Origin of the sequence: Loktanella atrilutea, from assembly GCF_900128995.1 — a bacterium.
Taxonomy (GTDB): Bacteria; Pseudomonadota; Alphaproteobacteria; order Rhodobacterales; family Rhodobacteraceae; genus Loktanella; species Loktanella atrilutea.
In genome coordinates, this window is sequence record NZ_FQUE01000018.1 from 1 (window position 1) to 20,883 (window position 20,883).

The window sequence follows — 20,883 nt, forward strand, 5'->3', positions numbered from 1 at the left end:
CGCCTGAACCGAAGCTTTGGCTCGGCGATGACGCGCTTGCTGGATCGTCAGCGCAAAACACCAGTGAAAGCTGCGGAGATCATGAGCGTCGGCGGTCCTCGGGCAACGACGGCGACACCACTGTCGGCGTTGTTGCCCCAGATGGCGGATGGAGCCGTCGATGCGGTCCCGGTTCTTGAGCGGGGGCGTATCGTGGGCATTGTGACGCGGACTGATTTAATCAGCGTATTGGCGCGGTCAAGCCTTGGCTAAATGCCCCTCGTTGTGTCGGATCATGCTGAACCACCCATCGTGCAACGAAGAATCGATCTCATCCAACCTGCCGAAGATATTTGACCAGCGCCAGCACGCCCAAGATCAGAAATGCACCCGCCAGCAACATGGCGGCACCGCACCCTGCCATCGTCGACCCGGTCATCGGGCCATTCATCATGTTCATCATATAAACCTCAGCGATTTGGGTGGCAGGAAACGTCGTCAGCGTAAAGGCCGGGATGTTTATCGCAACGTCTTTGCCAGCTATTTTCCCCGCCCCACTAAAGCCTAAATCGCGAGCCAGTCTGCCACGACCATTAACGCAGTCCACGGGACTGTGGCATGCTCCGCAGCATCGCTACAATGTCGCTTCTGCTTTAGGATGGCAGTGATCGCTGGACACGCAGAGAGAGTGATCGCCAAGCACCTCGATGACGCGGCAGTCTGCGATGCGCCCGCCGGAGCACTGGATGAGCATCCGTTCCAACTCTATTTTCAAGGTTGTCAGTCGCAGAATACGGCTTTCGACCTCCGACAGTTGCTTGCGCGCGATGACATCGACGGCGGCACATGAATGGTTAGGTTGATCCGACAGGCTCAAAAGGTCGCGGATCGCGTCCAGCGTAAAGCCAAGATCGCGCGCGTGACGGATGAACGCAAGGCGGTCCAGCGTGGATTGTCCGTAAAGCCGCTGGTTTCCCGCACTTCGATCGGCTTCGGGCAATAGCTCGATCTGTTCGTAATAGCGGATCGTCGGCACCTTCACGCCGGTAGATGCCGCAAGCTTTCCTATGGTCAGCATCGGATTCCTCTTGAACCTCTAGTTGCTAGAGACATTAGGTGGACAGATAAGCGAAGGCAACTGCCCGTGCGGGGCAAGAGGAACACGATGATGCAGACAGAGACTGAAAGCGCGATTGCATGCGACTGGACCGTCACTGGAATGGACTGCGGCGCTTGCGGCACCAAGGTGCGGTCGGCCGTCGCGCGTTTGCCCGGTGTCAGCGGCGTCGAGGTCGGAATCATGACCGAACGTCTGCGCCTGACGCTAGACGAAAGCCTGACGGCCCGCGACACGGTGGAAAAGACCGTGCGATCCCTTGGCTATGGTATCGGCCCGCGCGCGGCCAATGCCAAGAAGGACTTCGTGATGCCGGGCGAGGTGCCGATGCACCCTGCCAAGGACGATATTCCGGGTAAGATCGCAACGGGTGTCGCTGGCACCGTGGTGGACCACGGTCGCGCCACCCCGCGTTCCAATTTCTGGTACCAGACGCGTAAAGGTCGGTTGGTGATCCTGACGGGGCTGCTTCTGGCTGCAGCGTGGAGCGTGGAACTCATCGTGCCGCGGGCCGGCCTATGGGCTTTCGTTGCGGCCTGCCTGATCGGCGTCGCCCCCGTTGCACGCCGCGCGGGGGCGGCTGTGCGCGTGGGCCAGCCATTCACCATTGAAGCCTTGATGACCCTCGCGGCTGTCGGTGCGCTGTTCATCGGTGCGGCAGAAGAGGCGGCGCTGGTCGTGTTTCTGTTCGCCGTTGGTGAGGTTCTGGAAGGTGTCGCGGCCAGCAAGGCCCGTGACGGCATTCAGGCGCTGGCGGACCTCGTTCCAAAAACAGCACTGCTGGAAACAAACGGCATCATCCGCGAAGTCCCCGCCGCAAGTCTTGCCGTGGGACAGCGGGTCCTTGTCCGTCCGGGCGATCGCATTCCGGCCGATGGCAAAATCTTTGACGGCATCAGCGGCATCGACGAAAGCCCGGTGACGGGCGAAAGCATACCGGTGACGCGCGGCCCCGGTGACGGGGTTTTTGCAGGTGCGATCAACACAGAGGCCGTGCTGCGGATCACGGTGACGAAGATGGCCGAGGACAACACGATTTCCCGGATCATCCGCCTGGTGGAGGAGGCGGAAGAAGCGCGGGCACCCACAGAGCGGTTCATTGATCGTTTCAGTCGGTGGTACATGCCCGCCGTCGTAACGGTGGCGGCACTGGTCATCGTCGTGCCGCCACTGGCGTTTGCGCAGTCCTGGGACACGTGGATCTATCGCGGCCTTGCGCTTCTGCTCATCGGATGCCCCTGCGCACTGGTAATCTCGGTCCCGGCGTCGATCGCATCCGCCATGTCGACGGGTGCGCGTCGCGGTCTGCTGATGAAAGGCGGTGCCGTCATCGAGGCGGCTGCACAAATCAGCCATGTCGCTTTTGACAAGACCGGCACCCTGACGCACGGGCGTCCAGTGGTCACGGATGTGGTGACGCTTGGGGCGACGACGTCGGACGAACTTCTGGCTATTGCCGCCAGCGTGGAAAGCGGGTCCAGCCATCCCTTGGCCAAGGCAATCCTGACCAAGGCAGAGGAGGCAAAGATCACGCCATTGGTGGCGGAGGACGCAAGGGCCATTCCCGGCAGCGGCGTCGTCGCTACAGTGGATCACGCAAAGGTTTGGGTCACGTCGCCCCGCTATGCAGCCGATAACGGCGGAATTGTTGCGAAGCATCTGGAAGAGGCTGCGAGGTTGGAGAAGGAGGGCAAAACAGCCGTCGCCGTCTTTCTTGAAAACCAGCCGCTTGGCCTGATCGCGATGCGTGACGAACCCCGCGCCGATGCGGCAGAGGCGGTGCGCCAGCTTTTGGTCCTGGGACTGACGCCTGTCATCCTAACCGGTGACAACCCGCGCACGGCAGCGGCCATCGCAGGCAACCTGGGCATGGCGTTTGAGGCGAACATGATGCCCGAGGACAAGTTTGCAGCCATCCGCACGATGAGCGCGCAAGGTGGCGTCATGATGATCGGCGATGGGATCAACGATGCCCCGGCCCTGAAACAGGCAAGTGTCGGCGTGGCGATGGGATCTGGCACCGACGTGGCGCTGGAAACAGCCGATGCAGCGATCCTGCGTGACCGGGTGACCGATATTCCCGCCACGATCCGCCTGTCACGGGCCGCGATGGCCAATATCCGGCAGAACGTCACTCTCGCGTTGGGGCTCAAAGCGGTGTTTCTAGTCACGACTGTTTTTGGGTTGACCGGACTATGGATTGCAATTTTAGCCGACACCGGGGCCACGGTTCTCGTCACGCTGAATGCGTTGCGGCTGCTGCGGTTCGATCCGGAACGGGCGCAATAAGTAGACAGCTTTTGGTTCTGAAGGCATGCAGTGGGGCAGGGCACAATATCGGCGTACGCTCAGGCAGACGACCAGCAAGCGTGTAACTGATAGACGCGGCTTGCAGAGATCTCAAAGGGTTCTCCGACTATCGGCATTTTCATTTTCTACCACGGCATGAAAATTCTCAGGTAATTCCTGCTATGGGTTGCATCTCTCACATTGCCCGGGATCCGCCTCCGCCAGACCATCCCGGCGTGGCTGGTGAGACAAGTGACTGCAAACCGTGCAGGACCAGATTTCTCCAACTGCCAGTCGCGTCGGATGTCCGCATCCGGCACAACGCAGGCCTTTTCGCGTGTCAGTCAGACCGAAACCCGCAGCGTCACAGGCGGGACACTTACAGGTAAGCCGGTCTGCCAGCTTCTCTGCCAGCAAACCAAGGCTCTCCATGCGCCGCGGATTGAGGTGGGCCGGCATGTCGGTCTGGATCAGGATGGTTTCACCAGCGGAGGATTTCGAAAGTGCAATCAGCGCGGTACCAAGACTATCCCGATCCTGTATGCCTTTGAATATTTTGTCCGTCTTGCCTTGGTTCCGCAGAATGACAGTCTGCTGCGGGAACCTGATCCGGTCGAGGAAGCTATCGAGTTCCGTTTGCGACCCATAGGTGATGTGATCGTAAACTGGACGTTCATCGAGAATGTGTTCGCGAATGACGCGCCCGGTGTGCGTGTCCAAAAGAACCGCAATTTCCAGACCTGCGCCAAGAAATGGGAAATGGGGATGCGGCCCATATGCCCCCTCGCTGGCGATGGCGAGACTGAGGCCTGTCTCTGCAGCACCCAGCCGGGCCTTAGCGATTGCAGTCTCTTCGATTGTGCCGGACCGCGGCACTTCGCCGGTAAACGTGCCGAGTGCATCGGTATCGAAACCGTCCGGCACAACGAGATCCCACCCCAGACGCTTGGCAAGGACCGGACCGAACGCCCGTTCCTTGCCATACATTGTTGCCACGACAACTTTCCGAACGGTGAGGTCTGTTAGCGTCATGCGGCAGTTGGCACGGTGACAGGGTCTGTCACACGATCCGTCCAGCGGCTCTGCTCATACCGCCGGCGCACGTGGCCTGTCGCGTCAATCGTCACGAGTGTCAGCCAACCTTTCTCGAACAATGCCCGGACGTCAGGCTGGCGTGCACGAACCTGACTGATCATCTCTTCCGGCGCTTCGACCGCGACGACAAGTCGGCTGGGGTCATGGCGGGCCATCGTGCCGTCATGCACAGACTGCCATGGCAGCCCGGCCCTGAGTGCGCCGCCGTTGCCTTCCAGCACGCCGATCCCGCCGACGACGTTGTGCAGCAGTTTGTTGCCTGCGCCAAAGGTCTCCGGTGCGATGGCTGAACCGTGATATTGAAGGGCGATCCAGCTGGCGACGACGACCGGGGCGCTGAGGATCAGTTCAAGCGTTGCGGCCCCGTCGTCCCTGCGCCAGTCGTAGTCGTGCAGGAAGATCCGGCCGCCAAGGTCGCATCTCGACGTCCGCGACCGCGGTGCCGCGATAAAGCCCTGACATCCGGCCAGACCCCATTCGGGCCGCAGTTCCGACCAGTCCCGGCCGCGCCGCGCCAGCTCATCGGCGCGGCCTCTGGGAAGGGTCAGCGCACGCTCTGTCCGAGCCAGCGACCCGGCACGGGCCAATGCTGTGCAAAGCGCATCGCGGTCGGCGCGGTGCGTCGGCGCGATCGCATCGTCAAAGACGTGGACGTTGTCCGACACGGTGTCGTGCAAGCCCGCCACGAAATGCGTGTCGGCGGGGATCGCGATGCCATTCTTGACCAGTGCCTGCCGCACGTCAGCGTCGTTCAGCAGTGCCGCAAGAAGGCGCGCATTGACGTCTCCGGCGTGGCCGCCGCAGGCACCGCATTGCAGGACGCTGGCGTGCGGTGCGTTGGTGACGGCAGATCCGTGGCCGCAGATCAACACCAGACGGGCAAAGCCATCGGTCAACGACATGGCACGCAGGATGCCGGCCGCGGCCTTGACCCGGTCATCCAGCCCAAGGTCGATCGCCGGCAGCGGCGTCTGCGCCGATTGTCCGGTCAACCCGAGGCTGTCGCGGATCAGCTTGCCGACGTAGAGCGGCCCTGCGGCTTCGACGAAGGCAAAGGCCGAGACGGCGGCGCGCTTGAAACGACCCCAGGCGCGCATCGTCCGCAACCGGACACGGTCGGCCGTATCCGTGCCCGGCGTGCGGCTTTCTATCGACGGGGACAGCAGAATCGGTGCCCGCATTTCGGTAATGTCAGAGGCGTGACCCTTGTGCCGCACGGCCAGCCCGAAGAACCCGGCAAAGCCGATGGTCTGGATCTGTGGATCCTGCGTTTCCAGCGCGCGGCGGAAAACCTCTGATCGCACGTCGATGCAAAAGGCCGCCTGAATACTGGGCCGACCTGCGATCTTGTTGGCATCGGCGCCCGCCAACTGGTCTGCCAGACGGCGCTCTGCGCTTCTGTCGACGGCCTCCTGCAGGGCGGCATCGAGAACGGTTGCTGCATCGATCGTCACCTTGGCCGCAAACGCGGCCTGCTGGGCACCCCAGTCTGCGGCAAGCGGCGCGCCGCCGCGGTCCAGAATGGCAACCTCCCAGATCAACCTGACGGTCAACAAGTCGAAGAGTGTGCCGTCGTGCCCGCCATCGCGCGCAGCGATCCAGCCGAAGTGGCGAGCATACTGCGCCCACCCTGAGAGAGTCATCAACAGGCGATGAAAATACATGGGTGCGGACTCAGGCTTCAGGCCAAGGTCCTCGCAGGCTCGAGAAAACGCCGTCTGCGCATCCGTCGGCGTCGCCGCGACATCGCCCGGAAAACCGGCCAGCCCAGCCAGGCCGGGAGTCAGGTCACGACTGGCAAAACCGCGCCAGGATGTCCAGGCGCTGCCGTCCGGCGCTGGCCAGAAGGCCTGCCCCCGGTCGAAATGCCCGGCGGCCCACAGCCCGAACCGCTCCTCGATCAGGGCAGACCAGTTGATGCCGGTCCGCGCCTGCGCAAGGTCAGCCACGCAGGGCAGGGGGGTTGCCGGTTCAACGCTTTCATCTGCGGCGTAGCGCAACGCCTTGGGGTCGATCCCGAACGTGTCTGCCGCGGCGGTCAGATCCGCAGCCGAAACCTCGCCCGACCCGATCATGGAAGCAACGGTATCACGCGGCAGGAACATGCGACCGCCCCCGACGCGCAGCAGACGCGCTGCGGCCACAGTCCGATCCTCGCGGGATTGGCCAAACCACGGGTTGACGGCCACGGTTGCGGCCAGAGGAAAAGCTGGCGGCACCTGATCAATGGCTGCCTGTGCCGCGGCAAAGAGCTCAAGGGTCTGGCCCGGCCAGCTCATATGCGCATTCATGGGTTTGCATCCTGTTTGGAGGTCCAGCGACCGCTGAGGCGATCGACGAACGCATTGATGTAAAGGCCATTCATCAGGTGCACCCGCAACCCGGCCACGGCCGGGTGGCCGGCCCAAAGCGGGAATGTCGTCTGTGCCACAGCGGCGAAGGCAAAACTTGCGAGCGCCATGACGATGATCGCCCAGATCAGCCCGTCGGGTTCGGGCGGCAGCGGTAGCGTCTGCATCGACAGCCATGTCGCACCGTCCTGCAAGGCAAAGTAGGATGCGGTTGCAGCAACCGACATGACGACCGTTCGCCAGGTCAAAGCCCGCGGCGCCGCGTCAGCCAGACCCTGTGCGATCAAATAGACAACGCCGAAGATCAGGATGGCACCGAGGGCGATGGCCTGTGGCGGCTTGGACAAGATCCCGAACATCAGACCGACACCGACGTAAAGGGTAAGCGCCAGGGTGAAGGACCGGGCCACTGCTCTGAACCCCGGCACCGCGACCGGCCCGGGCCGCCTAATACCGGCCACGTCACGCACGGCCCCGCCGGACGACAGGAAGGCATGCGCCTTGTAAAGCGAATGTGCCACGATATGCAGTAGGGCCAGCGGAAACAGTGCCAGGCCGCATTGCAGCACCATGAACCCCATCTGCGCACAGGTCGACCAGGCGAGTGCGGTCTTGACCGCCGGTTGCGTCAACGACACTGCCGCCCCGACCAGGGCACTGAAACCGCCCACCAGCGCCAGCACAGCCAGCACACCCGGCGCCGCAATCAGCACGTCGGCGAAGCGGATCAGCAAAAACCCGCCCGCGTTCACGACGCCCGCATGAAGCAAGGCAGAGACAGGCGTCGGCGCTTCCATGACTTCCGTCAGCCAGCCATGCGTGGGCACCAATGCTGACTTGAAAATCGCGGCGACCGCCAACAGCAGGGCGGCCAGCCACAAGGACCCGCCTGCCGCACCCGTCCGGGCGGCCGCGTTGATCGCGGCGATATCGGCGGTGCCGAAGCCCGCCACGAGAATCGCGCCGGCGCACACCAGCGCCGCACTCGCCACAAGCCCACTCAGGGCCTTCTTGCGGGCGGCGCGGCGGGCCCGCGGCCGGTCGGCGTAGAACAAGAGCAGCCGGTTCAGCGCCATGCCGGTCGCCACCCAACCGACCGCAAGCTGGAGGATGTTGCCAGCCGTCACAAGAAGCAGGACGCAGGCAATTGTGGTTGCCATCCAGGCCATGAACGCCGCCTGCCGCGCTTCGCCATCAAGGGCCACGCGCGAGAACCGCAAGACGATCCAGCCGACGAAGGCCACGGTCATCGCCATGGCGATGCTGACAAAGTCGCCGCGTGCCGACAGGCCGATGGACATGGCGCCGATCAGCGGACTAGTCGCGGGGCCTGCCACGGCCAGAGTCAGGGCCGCAAGGGACACCAGTCCCAAGGCGGCAAGCGACGCCAGTTCCGGCAGACGCAGGGACCATGCGCTGCGGGTCGGGGGGTAACGCGCCGCCACCAGCAGGGCGGCGATGGCCAATGCAAGCGGCGACACAAGAAGCAGAATTGTCATTGAAAACCTCACAGAACATGATCTTCCGGACGTATCGCGTCCTCTTGACATAAAAAAATACATTGTCTGGATGAAAACGTTCCGTTTTACAGAACGCCATGCGGCTTAACTATCACCATCTGCGCTACTTCGAAGAGGTGGCTCGCGAAGGGAACCTGACCCGCGCCGCGGAGCGGCTGAACCTGTCCCAGTCGGCCCTGTCCACCCAGATCCGGCAGCTGGAGGACAGGTTGGGCCACCCGCTGTTCACCCGCACCAATCGGACGATGGTCCTGACAGAGGCGGGCCATATCGCCTTGGACCACGCCATACGAATCTTTGGCGTCGGTGACGATCTGATTGCCACGCTGACACGTAGCGGCGGCACCATTGGCCCCTTGCGAGTGGGCGCACTCTCGACGCTATCGCGCAATTTTCAGCTTCGGTTTCTGCGGCCTATTCTGGCGGATGACGCTGCAGACCTCGTCCTGTCGTCGGGAAGCAGCCAGACTTTGCTGCGTGCACTGGAGGACTTGGCGCTTGATGTCGTCCTGCTGACCGATCCGCCCCCGCGAGAGACGTTTCCCGACTTGGTCGCACACCGTCTGGCAGAGCAGCCCGTTGCGATCCACGGCACGGTTCGGCGTCTGACGCATCCGACCCTGAACGCCCTTCTGTCTGCAGAGCCCGTGATCCTGCCGACCGAAAGCTCAATCCGGACGGGGTTCGACAGTCTTGTCGCCCGCCTCGGCGTCACGCCCCGGATCGCGGCGATCGTCGACGATATGGCGATGGTCCGGCTGCTTGCGCGCGATGACGTTGGGCTGGCCATTACACCGGCGGTCGTGCTTGCCGATGAACTGGCCCAGGGGCTGCTCTGGACGGCTCCGTTTCCCCTCGAGATCGTCGAAAGCTTCTACGCTGTCACCGCCAAACGAACGTTTCCACATCCGCTGTCGAGCCGTTTGTTGTCCGGGAATGCGGCGGATTTGATCGAAGAGTTTAATGCATCGGCTTAGAAAAGCAAATCAGCGGTCCACATTTCGGCCGAAGTTTGGTGCAATAGCGCCTCCAAATGATTGCGGAGCCTGTCTAATGTCAAAATTGTATTGTCGCGGTATGTCTGAGGGATTCAAGGGAGAGAGATCAGCCACCATGCAGGATCATTTATACAGGTAGAGGTTCAGCCTGATCAAAAGTTCCTCAGCTAGACCATTAATTGGTTGGGCTTCCTCATTTGGCCAGGCCACCCTGCGATGTGATGTCTTCGCGCCTCGTGCGGACGAACTGCTTCATTAGCGAGGGGCGATTGAACAAATCTCGGTGCCAGACCGCGCGGTTCACAATCCCTTGCCGGCAACAGTTTCGCGTTGGTCCATCGTGTGGGGTGTCCTTCTGAGAGGTGTGAGCGTTTCTTCAATCGTCTCGCCCACATCATGCAAGGATGCATCCATGACCGACCGTCTCCGCCCTGCGGCAACCTTCGCCGCACTCGTCGCCACCGTCTTCATGTCCGCCGCGCCCGCCATCGCGCAATCGACGGACCATGGCACCATGCACGGCACCCTGACCATGGACGAGGGCCGCATGGGTGCGATGGACACCATGATGGAGGCCATGGACGCCATCGAGCCGACCGGCGATGCCGATGCGGACTTCCTTCTCATGATGATCCCGCATCATCAGAGCGCCGTTGACATGTCGCGCGCCGCGCTGGCGGAGATGGACGACCCCGAAACCGTCGCCTTGGCCGATACCATTATCGAGGCACAGGAAGCCGAGATCGACATGATGAAGGCGATGCTGGCCCGGCTGGGCCATCCCGTCGAATAGGGCATGTCGTGTGGTGGACGGGCCAGCCGTCCGCCACTGCCCAGGAATATCACGCCCCGTCCATCCATGAGGTTCACCATGACGTTTCATCCCTCGCTCAACCGCCGCTCTGCACTCGGGGCGATCGCCTGTGGCGTGACGTCCCTGGCGCTTCCCGCCATTGTGAGAGCAGAGGCACCGGCGACCCCGGTCTCGCTGCACGTCGCCAAGAGCCCGACCTGCGGCTGCTGCGAGGCCTGGGTCAACCTGGCCGTCGCCGAAGGGTTCGACGTCACGACGACGGAGATGGATGACGTCACTCCTGCCAAGGTGCAGGCCGGCGTGCCGCAGTCCCTGTGGTCCTGCCATACCGCATCGGTCGCGGGTTACGTCATCGAAGGCCATGTGCCGTTCGAGGCCATCGCCATGCTGCTGCGCGACCGGCCCGCGATCACGGGGCTGGCCGTGCCGGGCATGCCCATGGGCTCCCCCGGCATGGGCGATGACCCAGCGGCGCGCTTCGACGTGATCGCCTTCGGCGGCGCCGCGGCGGAGGGGCAGGTCTACTTCAAGGCCGGTGCATGAGGCGCAGCCTCATCGCCGGGGCGAGCGTCCTGGCCGCCGGGGCGATCTGGTTTGTCGTGGCCGACCGCACGGCAGAGGCCGAGTCCATCCAACTGCGGCCCAACTCCCCGGACGTGGTGGCGCAGGGGGCCGAGATCTACGCCACGGCCTGCGCCAGCTGTCACGGGGCCGATCTGGAGGGCCAGCCGAACTGGCGCTCCCGCAATGCCGACGGGCGGTTGCCCGCGCCGCCCCACGATGCAAGCGGCCACACCTGGCACCATGACGCCACCGCCCTGTTTCAGCTGACGAAGCTGGGGGTCGCCGAGATGATCGGCGATCCCGGATATGCCTCCGACATGCCGGCCTTCGCCGACACCCTGACGGATGCGGAGATCGTGGCGGTTCTGAGCTACATCAAATCGACCTGGCCCTCCGACATCCGCGCGCGGCACGACGGGCTCTGAGGCTCACCGCATCTCTCGTGGCAAGGGCGGCCTGTCGCCTCTGTCAGGCCTGCGTCTTCTGCAACAGCGCGATCAGCTCTTGGAATTTCGCCTGCTGTTCCGCAGGGTCGCCGCTGTCGATGGCGGCCTGCACACAGTGGTGGGCGTGGTCTTCGAGGATCAGGCGCTCAACCGCCTTCAGCGCCGAGCGGACGGCCGCCGTCTGCGCCAGGATGTCGACGCAATAACGGTCCTCGGACACCATCTTGGCGATGCCGCGCACTTGGCCTTCGAGCCGGGCGAGCCGGTCTAGTGTCTTCTGCCTGTTTTCCTTCATCCGTCGTCTTCCCACTTGTCCGGTTGGAACTCTCCGCCGCGTCCTCGCGTTCGATACCCATTAGGGGTATATAACAGCCGGGTGTCGGGCTGACTGCCCTCATCCTTCGAGATAGGACGGATCTGACCGTGGACCACGACAGGGAAGGCAGCAGCTACGGACGGTTCTTCGCGATGATCGCAACCTCGACGATCGCGATGTTCGGCCTGATGTATCTCAACACCTACGCGCTGGAGCATGTCTATTTCTCGCAGACGCGGATGTGGATGGCGCTCTACTGGGGGCCTTTATGGCCATCATCATGCTGGCCTTCATGCTGGGAATGTATCGCAACACGGTGCTGAACGCCGCGATCTTCGGCGGGGCGGCGGTGGCCTTCGCGCTGTGCCTCTGGCTGGTGCGGTCGCAGTCGACCGTGGACGACGTGGCCTGGATGAAGGCGATGATCCCACACCATTCCATCGCGATCATGACCTCATCCCGCGCCCACATCACCGACCCACGCGTGCGCAAGCTGGCGGACGAGATCGTGCTGGCTCAGAACCGCGAGATCTCGGAGATGCGCTGGATGGTCGCCGACATCGAAGCCAACGGCAAGCAGACCGCCTTCCCCCTGGGTGAGGCCGAGGGCGCCGCCCAGATCGCGACACTGGCCGACTCACTGGCCACGCCGGTGATCGCCGCCGTGGACCTCGCGCCCCTGACGGCGGAGGACGTGGCCCTCGCGGTGCCCGCGGGCGAGACCTGCGCCTTCCGGCGCGGCACCGACACCGATCCCGTCCTGGTCGTGGCCGCCGACGGCAGCGCGGCGACCAAGGTCTCCGGCCAGCTGATCCAGCTGAACAGTGAGGCCGCGCCCACCGCCGCGGGTGCCGTGAGCTCGACCGACGGCTTGCGCATCACCGTGACTCCGACTGCCGCCGCAGGCGAGGCGACGCTGCTGTTCGACCTCGCCACCACCCCATCCCTGACCGTCGGCTACGACGGCTACTGGACCTGTGCTGCCTGAGGGCAGGCCATTCGACAAGGAGAACACGATGCCAAAGGATACCACCACCGCCAAGACGGCCGTCCTCTACCGGATGGTCATGCCGGAACATACCTGCCCCTATGGCCTCAAGTCCAAGGACCTGCTGGAGCGGGAAGGCTATACGATCGAGGATCACCACCTGAAGACGCGGGAGGAGACCGACGCATTCAAGGCCGAGCACGGCGTCAAGACCACGCCGCAGACCTTCATCGACGGCAAACGCATCGGCGGCTATGACGATCTCGCCGTGCATTTTGGCAAGAAGGACCCCGACGACGACGGCCTGTCCTACACGCCAGTCATCGCGCTCTTCTCGGTCGCAGCGCTGACGGCGGCGGCCTTCACCTGGTATGCCTTTGGGACGCTGCTGACCTGGCAGACGCTGGGCTGGTTCGTCTCGATCTCGATGATCCTGCTGGGCTTGCAGAAGCTCAAGGACATCGAGAGCTTCTCGACCATGTTCCTAAACTACGACCTGCTGGCAAAGCGCTGGGTGCGCTACGGCTACGTCTATCCATTCATCGAGACGGGGGCGGGCATCCTCATGACGGCGATGGTCGCGACTTGGCTGTCGGCGCCGCTGGCTTTGCTGATCGGCACGATCGGTGCCATCAGCGTGTTCAAGGCGGTCTACATCGACAAGCGAGAGCTGAAATGCGCCTGCGTCGGCGGCGACAGCAACGTCCCACTGGGCTTTGTGTCGCTGACCGAGAACCTCGGCATGGTCGCCATGTCGATCACGATGCTGGTGCTGCTGCTGATGTGATTACGGTATGGAGGCGGCTCCCGAAAGGAACAGGTCATTCCTGTTTCAGATCTATCTCTTCAAAGCACTCATGATAGTAAAGTCAATAATGCTGCCTTCAACAATTTCGCCGAGGATCGACTTTGGAATTCGTTGTCCTACCAATGAGTAAATGGAAAATCCCATCCTCAATTGCGGCCACTAAAAATCGCTCAATTCAATACCGGCATCCGCCCACTACCGATCCTCGTGCGCTTGTCCGAAGAGATTCGGAACAATCTGTTCTTTATAGGTGGGTTGCACGTCCCGAGCATGATCGGCGCACCGGTCCCGCTATGAGCTGTCACTAACATGGCGCTGTCGACGGATACGAGCTTGCTGAACGCTACGACCGCAAGTTCCGCACGTCTGTATACGCCGACTTCTCAGGCGGGGCGCTACTGAGTCAGGCAACGATATCAATTGACCCACTCTCCATTGCGACGGACATGCCGGAAGGCACCGAGATACAGAGCGCGGGCGCTTCCAAGGTTATGGGCGACATCCTCGGCCAGTTCGACATCGCGATGGGGGGCATCTTGCTGATCGATGTCGTACAGGCGCTGCTTTTATCCGGCTCCGTGCCTCCGACTAAAATCCTAATAGCTTTTCCCCTTGCCATCAGTGGCGCGATCTTCTCACCTTACGTCTATTGCCCGGTATCGGTTTGTGGGTTATTATCGTATTCTTGATGCTGATAGGAATTCTTATCAAATTCGCCATTGTTCGGGCGGAGTTCGAGATGGAAAGCATGTCCAGCAGCTTCGAAATTTCGCGGCATTGTTGAGCGCCTGCTACAAGCACGCGGTTCGGGCTATGACCGCTAACCCAGTACTTGATGGTCTACTCATGTCCACCGTCTTGTCACTGCTCTCCTCGTCGTTGCACTTCAGCGTGATCGGCAACTTCAAGACAATGGCTCGCACGATGCTAGACACCACACTTGGGACGAACCAACCCGCACCGTAAGCGGTCGCTGGACCCCACCGGCCGTTTAGCGTGACGGCTTGAAGTTCCACGGCAGCAGGTCGTCGAGGCGGTTTTGGGGGTGGCCGGTGGCGATCGCCGTGAGGGTGGCCTTCAGATAGGCGAAAGGCTCGATGCCGTTGATCTTGCAGGTCTCGATCAAGGAGGCGATGCGGCCCCATGCGATGCCGCCTTCGTCGTGACCGGCAAAGAGTGCGTTCTTGCGACTGAGGGCGATGGGTCGGATCAGGTTTTCGACGCGGTTGTTGTCGATCTCAACGCGGCCGTCGGTCAGGAAAGTTTGCAATCCGTCCCAGTGATTGTGGATGTAGGTGAGCTTTTCACCCAGCCGGGATTTGGCGGAGATCTTGCGGCGTTGCGCCTGTAGCCAGTCGCCGAAGGCGGCAACCAGAGCCGCGGTGCGGGCCTGACGGGCTGACAGCCGGTAGCTTGGCAAGTTACCACGGATGTCGGCTTCGACAGCATAGATTTCGGCAATGCGGCGCAGGCCTTCGGCCGCAATTTCAGAACCGTCGCGGTCAAAGACCTCTTTCAGCTTTCGCCGGGCGTGCGCCCAGCAATGGGCGACACGAACGGGGGCACCACCTTTGCGGCTCGGTTTGGTCAGCCTGTTGTAGCCGGTGTAACCGTCGATCTGCAAAATGCCGTCAAAGCCAGCCAGGAAGGTTTCGGCATTCTCGCCTGCGCGGCCGGGTGCGTAGAAGTACACCACGCCGGGCGGGTCCTCGCTGCGCCAGGGTCGGTCATCGCGCGCCAGTGCCCAGAGGTATCCGGTCTTCGTCGTCCCGCGCCCCGGATCCAGCACCGGGGCCGTCGTTTCGTCCATGAACAGCTTGCCCGATCGTTTCAGGTGTTCAGCCAGCCGGTCGACGACGGGCTTGAGATGGAACGCCGCCTTACCAACCCAATCGGCCAGCACGGCGCGGTGCAGATCAAGACCCGCCCGCGCCAGGATCTGGCTCTGTCTATATAGCGGAAGGTGATCTGCATACTTGCTGACCAGTACATGAGCGATGCTGGCCTCGGTCGGCAGGCCGCCCATGATCAGATGCGATGGTGCTGGGGCTTGGGTGACCCCGTCGGTGCAGGTCCGGCACGCATATTTGGGGCGCACGGTGACGACGATGCGCAGCTGTGCCGGCACGATGTCCAGCCGTTCGCTGCGGTCTTCGCCGATCCTGTGCATGACACCGCAGCCGCAGGGGCAGATCAGACTGGCAGGCTCAATGACCTCCTCGATGCGCGGCAGTGCGGCCGGCAGATTGCCGATGGTGCGCTTTGGCGCGGGTTTGGTCTTCCCGGTGTCTGCTTTGGCGGCACGGGCTTCCTTTTCCGCTTCAACCTCGGCCAGTGCGATGGAGAGGTCCTCGAAGGCCAGTTGCCGTTCGTCCTCGGACAGCTTCTCCGACCGTTTGCCATGCAGGGCATGGATCAGCTCGGCGATCAGATGCTCTTGGCGCTTGGTGATATCCTTGAGGGCCGCCACCTCTTCCAGCAACGCCTGAACCGCCGCGCGCTGTGCAGCGGGGATTGTAGACAGGTCAATGACAGGGGACGCAATCATGACCCGAGACTACGATAAAACCCCAGCAAAAACACGCAAAAGACAGCGGTTGATTCATTCTGCCGCAGCTGGCGGGCGCGCCTCCAGAGCCTTGACGCGGCGCCAGTCGAGCCCGGCAAACAGCGCCTCGAACTGGGCATGGTTGAGCGTCATGATCCCGTCCTTGATGGCGGGCCAGGTGAAGGTTGCATCCTCCAGCCGCTTGTAGGCCATCACCAAACCCGTGCCGTCCCAATAAAGCAGTTTCAGCCTGTCAGCCCGGCGCGAGCGGAACACAAACACTGTGCCTGTGAACGGATCCTTGCGCAGCACCGACGACACCAGTGCAGCCAGGCCATCATGCCCTTTGCGGAAGTCGACGGGCTGCGTGGACACCAGAACACGCACCCGGTTTGAGGGGAACATCATGATCCTGCTGCCAAGGCGCGCACGACCGACGCAATCCGCTCCGCCGAGGCTCCGGTTTCCAAACGGATCGCCACCGCGCCCGCGACGATCTCGGGCCGGTCCGCGGTGCCCACGGCACAACGGGGGCCATCATCAACAGGGCTAATCATCAATGATGCAAATTCCACCGGATCCTCCGGCGCCGGCAGCACCAGCCGCCCTTTGCGTGCCAGCGTGCGCCAGGCAGAAACGTGGTTCGCCGGAACATCATGACGCCGCGCCACTGCGTTCACGGTCACACCCGGCATCAGCGTCTCCGCCACGATCCGGGCCTTCATCTCATCAGGCCACTTCCGGTTCCGACGGCCACGACCGCCAACCGGGAGAAACTCCAATGTAGTCTCCATGGAGAAAATCCATTCCAACAATCACCAAGGTCCAAAAACCCGATCAGGATGAAAGCCGGAAGGTGGGAGGCAGGAAACGCTTACCCCGCACCGAAGGAGGCAGCATGACCTCGTCGCAAAAAGCAAGCTTATCAATGAAAATCGCCAGCGATCCGCTGGGCACTCCACATGTGGCAGCATTGGTAGATGGGGGGCGTTTTAGACTGCAATTTGCCCGCGGTGCCGGAATTACATATCCCATCCATCGTCTGCCACATTACAGGCGTTTTTATCGCCGGATGTCACGGTTGCACCCCCATCCTTCCTATAAGGCGATTGCAGACGCACTTGACCAGTTGACGGAGAACCTCTGATGACGGACACTCCTTGAATACAGGGACAGTGCTCAGATCAAGGGCCGAAGGCGAGTTCACCTCAGACTCATCCGGGACACGCTTAGTCTCATCGTAATGGACTAAAATCGACTGAAATGCGGCCCCCCGATCCAGCTGCGCGACCTTCAAAGTAAGCATCTGGCACATGCCGCGATTTGGCGCTCCAATTGGAGCCAGGTCAATGGCAGCAGTTTCGGCAATCAAGAGGCTGTTGTATCGGGTAGTTGAGCCAACACATTGGCGAGCCAGGCCTGAGGATCGACCTTGTTTATCTTTGTCGTGACGATCAGGGAATACACGAAGGCAGCGTGGTCTCCGCCTCGATCGGAATCGGTGAATAGCCAAAATTTCCGTCCCGATGCGATGCTATTGATTTTTACACGGAAATGACCCGGGTCTGGGTTGAACCCCTTGGGCTATTTCCTCGTAACATTCGGAGCGACAGAAGCGAAAGCTAGCTGTATCAGTCATGCGGTTTATTCAAAGGAGGCGACGAAATCTTCAGCCTGTCAACAATATGTTCCAATATCGGGGCGATCTTTTCAGTCGGATACGGTTTTGGAAAGAACGTTGATCCTTCTGGAACCTGCATATCTGCGAAGTCCACTTTTCCCGATGCGATGACGATCGCGACCGGGGGCCAGACGTTACGCACATGGGTGGCGAGCTCCATACCATCCATGGAGCCTGGCATGTCGATGTCGGTGAACAGGATGCCGATGTCTTCGTGCAGCTCCATCAGAACGAGGGCGGCATCGGCGTTGGCAGCATCGTAGACCCTGAACCCAGCGTCCTCGATCATATCAACGGCTTCCATTCGGATCAGGGGTTCGTCCTCGACCACAAGGATGGCGGGCAGCACTTTCGCTGTAGAGTTCATACCAGCTCGTCCTCGCTCTTCTTTTTAGATTATACTGTGAGGCCTGACAGAGGTGCTGTCAGATTGAAGGTCAAACCTCCCCGATTGTAGGCAAGTTCCGCCGCGCCAGTAAAATACCCTGCAAGTGCTCGTTCGATCATGCGGCTACCAAACCCCCGCCGCGTGGGCGTCATGACCTCAGGTCCACCACTTTCGCGCCATGAAAAAGCGAAGCCAGCATCTGCGTCCTCCTGACTGACGTGCCAGGCAATATCGATGCGTCCCTGATCGGTAGAGAGTGCCCCATACTTGGTAGCATTCGTCGCAAGCTCGTGTAGAGCCATCGTCAACGCCAGGGCTTGCTTTGATCCGATCGGAAGGTTGGGCCCCGTAACACCGATACGGCCAAGACCGGTGCGATGCGGTATCAGCGCAGCCTCTACGACCTCGGCAATCTGCGTCTCTGTCCAAGTCGATTTGACCAGCCTGTCATGCGCTGCCGACATCATGCTGATGCGGGACTGGATGGCGATGCGGGCATCATCAAGAGTGTCAGCCTGCCTCAGGGTCTGCGATACCATCGCGTGCACCATCGCAAGCGTATTCTTCACCCGATGGTTCATCTCGCCCAGCATGAGCTGCCGCTGCTCCTGAGCCACCTTGATGTCGTGGATGTCGGTGCAGCTCCCATACCACCGGGTGATATTACCGCTCATATCCCGCATGGGCTGTGCACGACCCAATACCCAGCGGTATTTGCCGGACTTATGCTTCAACCGATATTCGATCTCATAGGGTTGACCAGTCTTCAGGCTCTCTCGCCATGCTCCCCAGGCACGCTCCTGGTCATCGGGGTGAAACATCCCGTTCCAGGCATCACCATCAGTGCATCCCTCTGGAACGCCTGTAAAGTCATACCAGCGTTGATTATAATAATCATGAAAACCATCAGGCTGTGTCGACCAGATCATTTGATCGACGGCATCGGCGATGGCATGGAATTTGGCTTCACTGTCCTGCAACTGACGTTCGCGTAGCTCTAGTTTCTCTACGTAACGTCGCGCGTCGTGCTGCCGCGCCCTTGCATTGAGGGCGGACGTGACCGCACGCACCAACTCTTCGGCATGCAGCGGCCGTGACAGCAATGTTGCGTTTCGCAGTGTATCGATCCGCGCGACGGCTGCGTCAGATCGCCGGCCCACGCCCTGGTTGGCAAGGACGATGAAGGGAATGTCCGACCACGGGGGTTGGATGTCCAGGACATCGGTCAGCCGATCTGTTCCGGGTGAACTTAAAGCCTCTTCGGTGACAAGGACGGCTCCCACCTGATCTGCAAGAAGATTGGCTAGGTGATCAAGCGTCTCAGCCACAACGACCGGCAGGTTTGCCTCCTGCAAAAGCTGAGCCGCCACTGCCGCATCTCGACCGCGTGGCGCCAGGATGGCGACAGTGGCTGTGAGTTCAGCCGGCGGCACGTGCGTGCCAGATGAAACGTCGCGATCGGTCATGTTGCGGTAGCAACGCCTTCTTCTCCCAATGGCAACAGATCGCCTCGGGCGGGTGTATATACCGGTGCGCCCGACAGAATGCCGGTAAAATTGCGAATGGGGTCGCCGATCACAATGCCGCGCTCATCGATACGAAGCTCCCGGATCGAGCGCTCATGATCCGATGTCCGTGTCTTGATCACGGAAATGGATTTGCGAACTTGCCCGGCGGCCTCGAAAAACCGGAGCATCACGACTGTGTCGGCGAGGTAACTGATGTCGACGTCCGAGCGCAGATCGCCGGTGATGCCGTGTTGCCCAAGAATCATCAGCGACACGACGCCTTGCTGGGCAAGATAGCTCAGTAATTCGTGCATCTGTAGCACAAGAAAATTATCGCTGGGCATTGCATGAAGATAAGCATTGAGACTGTCGATGACGACAACATTGACCTGGTCTCTCTCCACCGCGGTGCGCACGGCGTTGGCAAATTCCCCCGGCGAAAGCTCCGCCGGATCGATCTGGCGAATCTCCAAAACGCCTTCATCGATAAAGGGTTGCAGATCCATGCCGAGTGCTTTCGAGCGGATCATCAGCGTCGAGAGGCGTTCGTCAAAAAGGAAGTAGGCGGCCTTCTGGCCGCGCTTCAGCGCGGCAATCATGCAGCGCACGGCGGTTGTTGTTTTGCCCACTCCGGCGGGACCGGCCAGCAGGGTATTGGTCCCCGGGAACAGACCGTCCCCCAGCAGGGCATCGAGGGCGGCGAGGCCACTGGTGACCGGCTCGCTGGTAAAGCTGCGGCCATGGTCAGCCGCGACCAGTCGCGGGTAGACACAGATGCCGCCGGGTTCGATGGAAAAGTCGTGGTAGCCGCCGTAGTATTGCACGCCTCGCATCTTGACAATACGTAGTCGCCGGCGCTCGGAGCCGAAATCGCTGACCAGCTGCTCCAGCGAGATCACACCGTGGGCGATGGAATGCAACTGGAGATCACCGGGCTCGGAAGTACGATCATCCAGCATCAGGACAGTGCATTTACGCCGGGAGAAGAAATGCTTCAGTGCCAGAATCTGACGCCTGTAGCGCAGGGGGTTCTGTGCCAGAAGGCGAAGTTCCGACAGGCTGTCGAGGACGACCCGGGCAGGGTCAAGTCGTTCAACAAGGCCTATGATGCCCCGCACCGTCTCTCCCAGCTCAACCTCGCTCGGATGCAGGAGCGTTTGCTCATGGTCCGCGCTAAATTCATCCTCGGCGACCATCTCAAACAGATTGATTCCATCGAGTGTCCAGCCATGGGATTTAGCTACGGCCCGCAATTCGGATTCCGTTTCCGACAGCGTAATGTAGAGGCTGCGGTCGCCCGCGCGACGCCCTTCCATAAGAAACTTCAGAGCCAACGTTGTCTTGCCCGTCCCGGGCGTGCCCTCGACGAGATACAGTCGTTCCGGTGTCAGTCCGCCTCTGAGCACTTCATTCAAGCCGGGCGTACCGGTCATGAGCTTGGGTTGGAGATCGTCCACTGTGATGTTGGCCATC

The 20,883-nt window shown here is 61.4% G+C and carries 22 protein-coding genes and 1 pseudogene; 10 read left to right on the plus strand and 13 right to left on the minus strand.

The features are described 5' to 3' along the window. Positions 1 to 252 (plus strand): CBS domain-containing protein (locus tag BUA54_RS18890; RefSeq protein ID WP_143155527.1); only part of this gene is annotated, 252 nt, incomplete at its 5' end. Between the two features lie 58 nt (positions 253 to 310). Here BUA54_RS18890 and BUA54_RS21025 read toward each other — a convergent pair. Both BUA54_RS21025 and BUA54_RS18895 read right to left on the minus strand, forming a co-directional pair. Further along, positions 311 to 586, minus strand: a complete 276-nt coding sequence (locus BUA54_RS21025) for a hypothetical protein (RefSeq protein WP_143155528.1) — start codon at positions 584 to 586, stop codon at positions 311 to 313. A gap of 27 nt (positions 587 to 613) precedes the next feature. Further along, positions 614 to 1,057: a MerR family transcriptional regulator gene (locus BUA54_RS18895; RefSeq protein WP_072858816.1), complete on the minus strand. Its 444-nt coding sequence runs from the start codon at positions 1,055 to 1,057 to the stop codon at positions 614 to 616. A 90-nt stretch (positions 1,058 to 1,147) separates the two neighbouring features. On the opposite strand from BUA54_RS18895, the gene BUA54_RS18900 reads away from it, so the two are divergent. Next, entirely contained in the window at positions 1,148 to 3,385 is a 2,238-nt protein-coding gene (locus BUA54_RS18900; protein WP_072858846.1) for a heavy metal translocating P-type ATPase, read from the plus strand. 180 nt (positions 3,386 to 3,565) lie between these two features. On the opposite strand, the gene BUA54_RS21030 is transcribed toward BUA54_RS18900, so the two are convergent. From BUA54_RS21030 to BUA54_RS18915, 3 genes are read right to left on the minus strand one after another with little or no spacing between them, the layout of a single operon-like run. Next, a complete protein-coding gene (locus BUA54_RS21030; RefSeq protein WP_072858817.1) occupies positions 3,566 to 4,417 on the minus strand; it encodes a DUF6671 family protein in 852 nt (283 codons plus the stop codon). Next, on the minus strand, positions 4,414 to 6,771 hold the full coding sequence (locus tag BUA54_RS18910) for a YbcC family protein (RefSeq protein ID WP_072858818.1): 2,358 nt from the start codon (positions 6,769 to 6,771) through the stop codon (positions 4,414 to 4,416). Before BUA54_RS18910 ends, BUA54_RS21030 begins: the two co-directional genes overlap by 4 nt. Continuing rightward, positions 6,768 to 8,330, minus strand: coding sequence for a proton-conducting transporter transmembrane domain-containing protein (locus tag BUA54_RS18915; RefSeq protein WP_072858819.1), 1,563 nt, complete (start codon positions 8,328 to 8,330; stop codon positions 6,768 to 6,770). The genes BUA54_RS18910 and BUA54_RS18915 overlap by 4 nt, the downstream gene beginning before the upstream one ends. Before the next feature lie 98 nt (positions 8,331 to 8,428). Here BUA54_RS18915 and BUA54_RS18920 point away from each other — a divergent pair, with 98 nt between their 5' ends. The 4 genes from BUA54_RS18920 to BUA54_RS18935 all read left to right on the plus strand — a co-directional run bounded on the left by BUA54_RS18920 (position 8,429) and on the right by BUA54_RS18935 (position 11,152). Next, positions 8,429 to 9,328 carry a LysR family transcriptional regulator gene (locus BUA54_RS18920; RefSeq protein WP_072858820.1) on the plus strand — a complete coding sequence of 300 codons (900 nt, stop codon included), beginning with the start codon at positions 8,429 to 8,431 and terminating at the stop codon, positions 9,326 to 9,328. Between the two features lie 433 nt (positions 9,329 to 9,761). Continuing rightward, a complete protein-coding gene (locus tag BUA54_RS18925) occupies positions 9,762 to 10,142 on the plus strand; it encodes a DUF305 domain-containing protein (protein ID WP_072858821.1) in 381 nt (126 codons plus the stop codon). A gap of 78 nt (positions 10,143 to 10,220) precedes the next feature. Continuing rightward, the gene (locus BUA54_RS18930) at positions 10,221 to 10,706 is read left to right on the plus strand and encodes a DUF411 domain-containing protein (protein ID WP_072858822.1); all 486 of its coding nucleotides are present in this window, start codon (positions 10,221 to 10,223) and stop codon (positions 10,704 to 10,706) included. After that, positions 10,703 to 11,152: a c-type cytochrome gene (locus BUA54_RS18935; RefSeq protein WP_072858823.1), complete on the plus strand. Its 450-nt coding sequence runs from the start codon at positions 10,703 to 10,705 to the stop codon at positions 11,150 to 11,152. The genes BUA54_RS18930 and BUA54_RS18935 overlap by 4 nt, the downstream gene beginning before the upstream one ends. Positions 11,153 to 11,195: 43 nt before the next feature. Here BUA54_RS18935 and BUA54_RS18940 read toward each other — a convergent pair whose 3' ends face one another. Further along, positions 11,196 to 11,468 carry a metal-sensitive transcriptional regulator gene (locus BUA54_RS18940; protein ID WP_072858824.1) on the minus strand — a complete coding sequence of 91 codons (273 nt, stop codon included), beginning with the start codon at positions 11,466 to 11,468 and terminating at the stop codon, positions 11,196 to 11,198. Positions 11,469 to 11,757: 289 nt separating this feature from the next. On the opposite strand from BUA54_RS18940, the gene BUA54_RS18945 reads away from it, so the two are divergent. The 3 genes from BUA54_RS18945 (at position 11,758) to BUA54_RS18955 (ending at position 13,974) form a co-directional block, all read left to right on the plus strand. Beyond that, on the plus strand, positions 11,758 to 12,477 hold the full coding sequence (locus BUA54_RS18945; RefSeq protein WP_245810804.1) for a DUF305 domain-containing protein: 720 nt from the start codon (positions 11,758 to 11,760) through the stop codon (positions 12,475 to 12,477). Between the two features lie 28 nt (positions 12,478 to 12,505). Then, on the plus strand, positions 12,506 to 13,264 hold the full coding sequence (locus BUA54_RS18950; RefSeq protein WP_072858825.1) for a MauE/DoxX family redox-associated membrane protein: 759 nt from the start codon (positions 12,506 to 12,508) through the stop codon (positions 13,262 to 13,264). Positions 13,265 to 13,731: 467 nt separating this feature from the next. Further along, on the plus strand, positions 13,732 to 13,974 hold the full coding sequence (locus BUA54_RS18955) for a hypothetical protein (RefSeq protein ID WP_072858826.1): 243 nt from the start codon (positions 13,732 to 13,734) through the stop codon (positions 13,972 to 13,974). 302 nt (positions 13,975 to 14,276) lie between these two features. On the opposite strand, the gene tnpC is transcribed toward BUA54_RS18955, so the two are convergent. Genes tnpC through tnpA form a run of 3 tightly spaced genes read right to left on the minus strand, consistent with a single transcriptional unit; the run spans position 14,277 to position 16,627 of the window. Further along, positions 14,277 to 15,833, minus strand: a complete 1,557-nt coding sequence (gene tnpC / locus BUA54_RS20675; RefSeq protein ID WP_084114651.1) for an IS66 family transposase — start codon at positions 15,831 to 15,833, stop codon at positions 14,277 to 14,279. Between the two features lie 54 nt (positions 15,834 to 15,887). Further along, on the minus strand, positions 15,888 to 16,241 hold the full coding sequence (gene tnpB, locus BUA54_RS20680; RefSeq protein WP_084114653.1) for an IS66 family insertion sequence element accessory protein TnpB: 354 nt from the start codon (positions 16,239 to 16,241) through the stop codon (positions 15,888 to 15,890). Continuing rightward, positions 16,238 to 16,627, minus strand: a complete 390-nt coding sequence (gene tnpA, locus BUA54_RS18970; RefSeq protein WP_072858828.1) for an IS66-like element accessory protein TnpA — start codon at positions 16,625 to 16,627, stop codon at positions 16,238 to 16,240. Before tnpA ends, tnpB begins: the two co-directional genes overlap by 4 nt. A 104-nt stretch (positions 16,628 to 16,731) precedes the next feature. On the opposite strand from tnpA, the gene BUA54_RS21035 reads away from it, so the two are divergent. Further along, positions 16,732 to 16,980, plus strand: coding sequence for a hypothetical protein (locus BUA54_RS21035; protein ID WP_143155529.1), 249 nt, complete (start codon positions 16,732 to 16,734; stop codon positions 16,978 to 16,980). Between the two features lie 221 nt (positions 16,981 to 17,201). On the opposite strand, the pseudogene BUA54_RS20685 reads toward BUA54_RS21035, so the two are convergent. The 4 genes and pseudogenes from BUA54_RS20685 to BUA54_RS18990 all read right to left on the minus strand — a co-directional run. Beyond that, positions 17,202 to 17,363 (minus strand): annotated as a pseudogene (locus tag BUA54_RS20685) (transposase domain-containing protein); the annotation flags it as partial. A gap of 101 nt (positions 17,364 to 17,464) precedes the next feature. Further along, positions 17,465 to 17,881, minus strand: coding sequence for a response regulator (locus BUA54_RS18980; protein ID WP_072858830.1), 417 nt, complete (start codon positions 17,879 to 17,881; stop codon positions 17,465 to 17,467). 29 nt (positions 17,882 to 17,910) lie between these two features. Beyond that, complete coding sequence (locus tag BUA54_RS18985) at positions 17,911 to 19,368, minus strand: sensor histidine kinase (RefSeq protein WP_072858831.1); 1,458 nt, start codon at positions 19,366 to 19,368, stop codon at positions 17,911 to 17,913. Beyond that, positions 19,365 to 20,882 (minus strand): ATPase domain-containing protein, encoded by a 1,518-nt coding sequence (locus BUA54_RS18990; protein WP_072858832.1) that lies wholly within the window; start codon positions 20,880 to 20,882, stop codon positions 19,365 to 19,367. Before BUA54_RS18990 ends, BUA54_RS18985 begins: the two co-directional genes overlap by 4 nt. Position 20,883: the final 1 nt, after the last annotated feature.

Coding starts and splice junctions, on each gene's coding strand:
- BUA54_RS18895 (WP_072858816.1), bottom strand. CDS start 1,057: ATGCTGACCATAGGAAAGCTTGCGGCATCTACCGGCGTGAAGGTGCCG.
- BUA54_RS18900 (WP_072858846.1), top strand. CDS start 1,148: ATGCAGACAGAGACTGAAAGCGCGATTGCATGCGACTGGACCGTCACT.
- BUA54_RS21030 (WP_072858817.1), bottom strand. CDS start 4,417: ATGACGCTAACAGACCTCACCGTTCGGAAAGTTGTCGTGGCAACAATG.
- BUA54_RS18910 (WP_072858818.1), bottom strand. CDS start 6,771: ATGAATGCGCATATGAGCTGGCCGGGCCAGACCCTTGAGCTCTTTGCC.
- BUA54_RS18915 (WP_072858819.1), bottom strand. CDS start 8,330: ATGACAATTCTGCTTCTTGTGTCGCCGCTTGCATTGGCCATCGCCGCC.
- BUA54_RS18920 (WP_072858820.1), top strand. CDS start 8,429: ATGCGGCTTAACTATCACCATCTGCGCTACTTCGAAGAGGTGGCTCGC.
- BUA54_RS18925 (WP_072858821.1), top strand. CDS start 9,762: ATGACCGACCGTCTCCGCCCTGCGGCAACCTTCGCCGCACTCGTCGCC.
- BUA54_RS18930 (WP_072858822.1), top strand. CDS start 10,221: ATGACGTTTCATCCCTCGCTCAACCGCCGCTCTGCACTCGGGGCGATC.
- BUA54_RS18935 (WP_072858823.1), top strand. CDS start 10,703: ATGAGGCGCAGCCTCATCGCCGGGGCGAGCGTCCTGGCCGCCGGGGCG.
- BUA54_RS18940 (WP_072858824.1), bottom strand. CDS start 11,468: ATGAAGGAAAACAGGCAGAAGACACTAGACCGGCTCGCCCGGCTCGAA.
- BUA54_RS18945 (WP_245810804.1), top strand. CDS start 11,758: ATGGCCATCATCATGCTGGCCTTCATGCTGGGAATGTATCGCAACACG.
- BUA54_RS18950 (WP_072858825.1), top strand. CDS start 12,506: ATGCCAAAGGATACCACCACCGCCAAGACGGCCGTCCTCTACCGGATG.
- BUA54_RS18955 (WP_072858826.1), top strand. CDS start 13,732: ATGCCGGAAGGCACCGAGATACAGAGCGCGGGCGCTTCCAAGGTTATG.
- tnpC (WP_084114651.1), bottom strand. CDS start 15,833: ATGATTGCGTCCCCTGTCATTGACCTGTCTACAATCCCCGCTGCACAG.
- tnpB (WP_084114653.1), bottom strand. CDS start 16,241: ATGATGTTCCCCTCAAACCGGGTGCGTGTTCTGGTGTCCACGCAGCCC.
- tnpA (WP_072858828.1), bottom strand. CDS start 16,627: ATGGAGACTACATTGGAGTTTCTCCCGGTTGGCGGTCGTGGCCGTCGG.
- BUA54_RS21035 (WP_143155529.1), top strand. CDS start 16,732: ATGACCTCGTCGCAAAAAGCAAGCTTATCAATGAAAATCGCCAGCGAT.
- BUA54_RS18980 (WP_072858830.1), bottom strand. CDS start 17,881: ATGAACTCTACAGCGAAAGTGCTGCCCGCCATCCTTGTGGTCGAGGAC.
- BUA54_RS18985 (WP_072858831.1), bottom strand. CDS start 19,368: ATGACCGATCGCGACGTTTCATCTGGCACGCACGTGCCGCCGGCTGAA.
- BUA54_RS18990 (WP_072858832.1), bottom strand. CDS start 20,882: ATGGCCAACATCACAGTGGACGATCTCCAACCCAAGCTCATGACCGGT.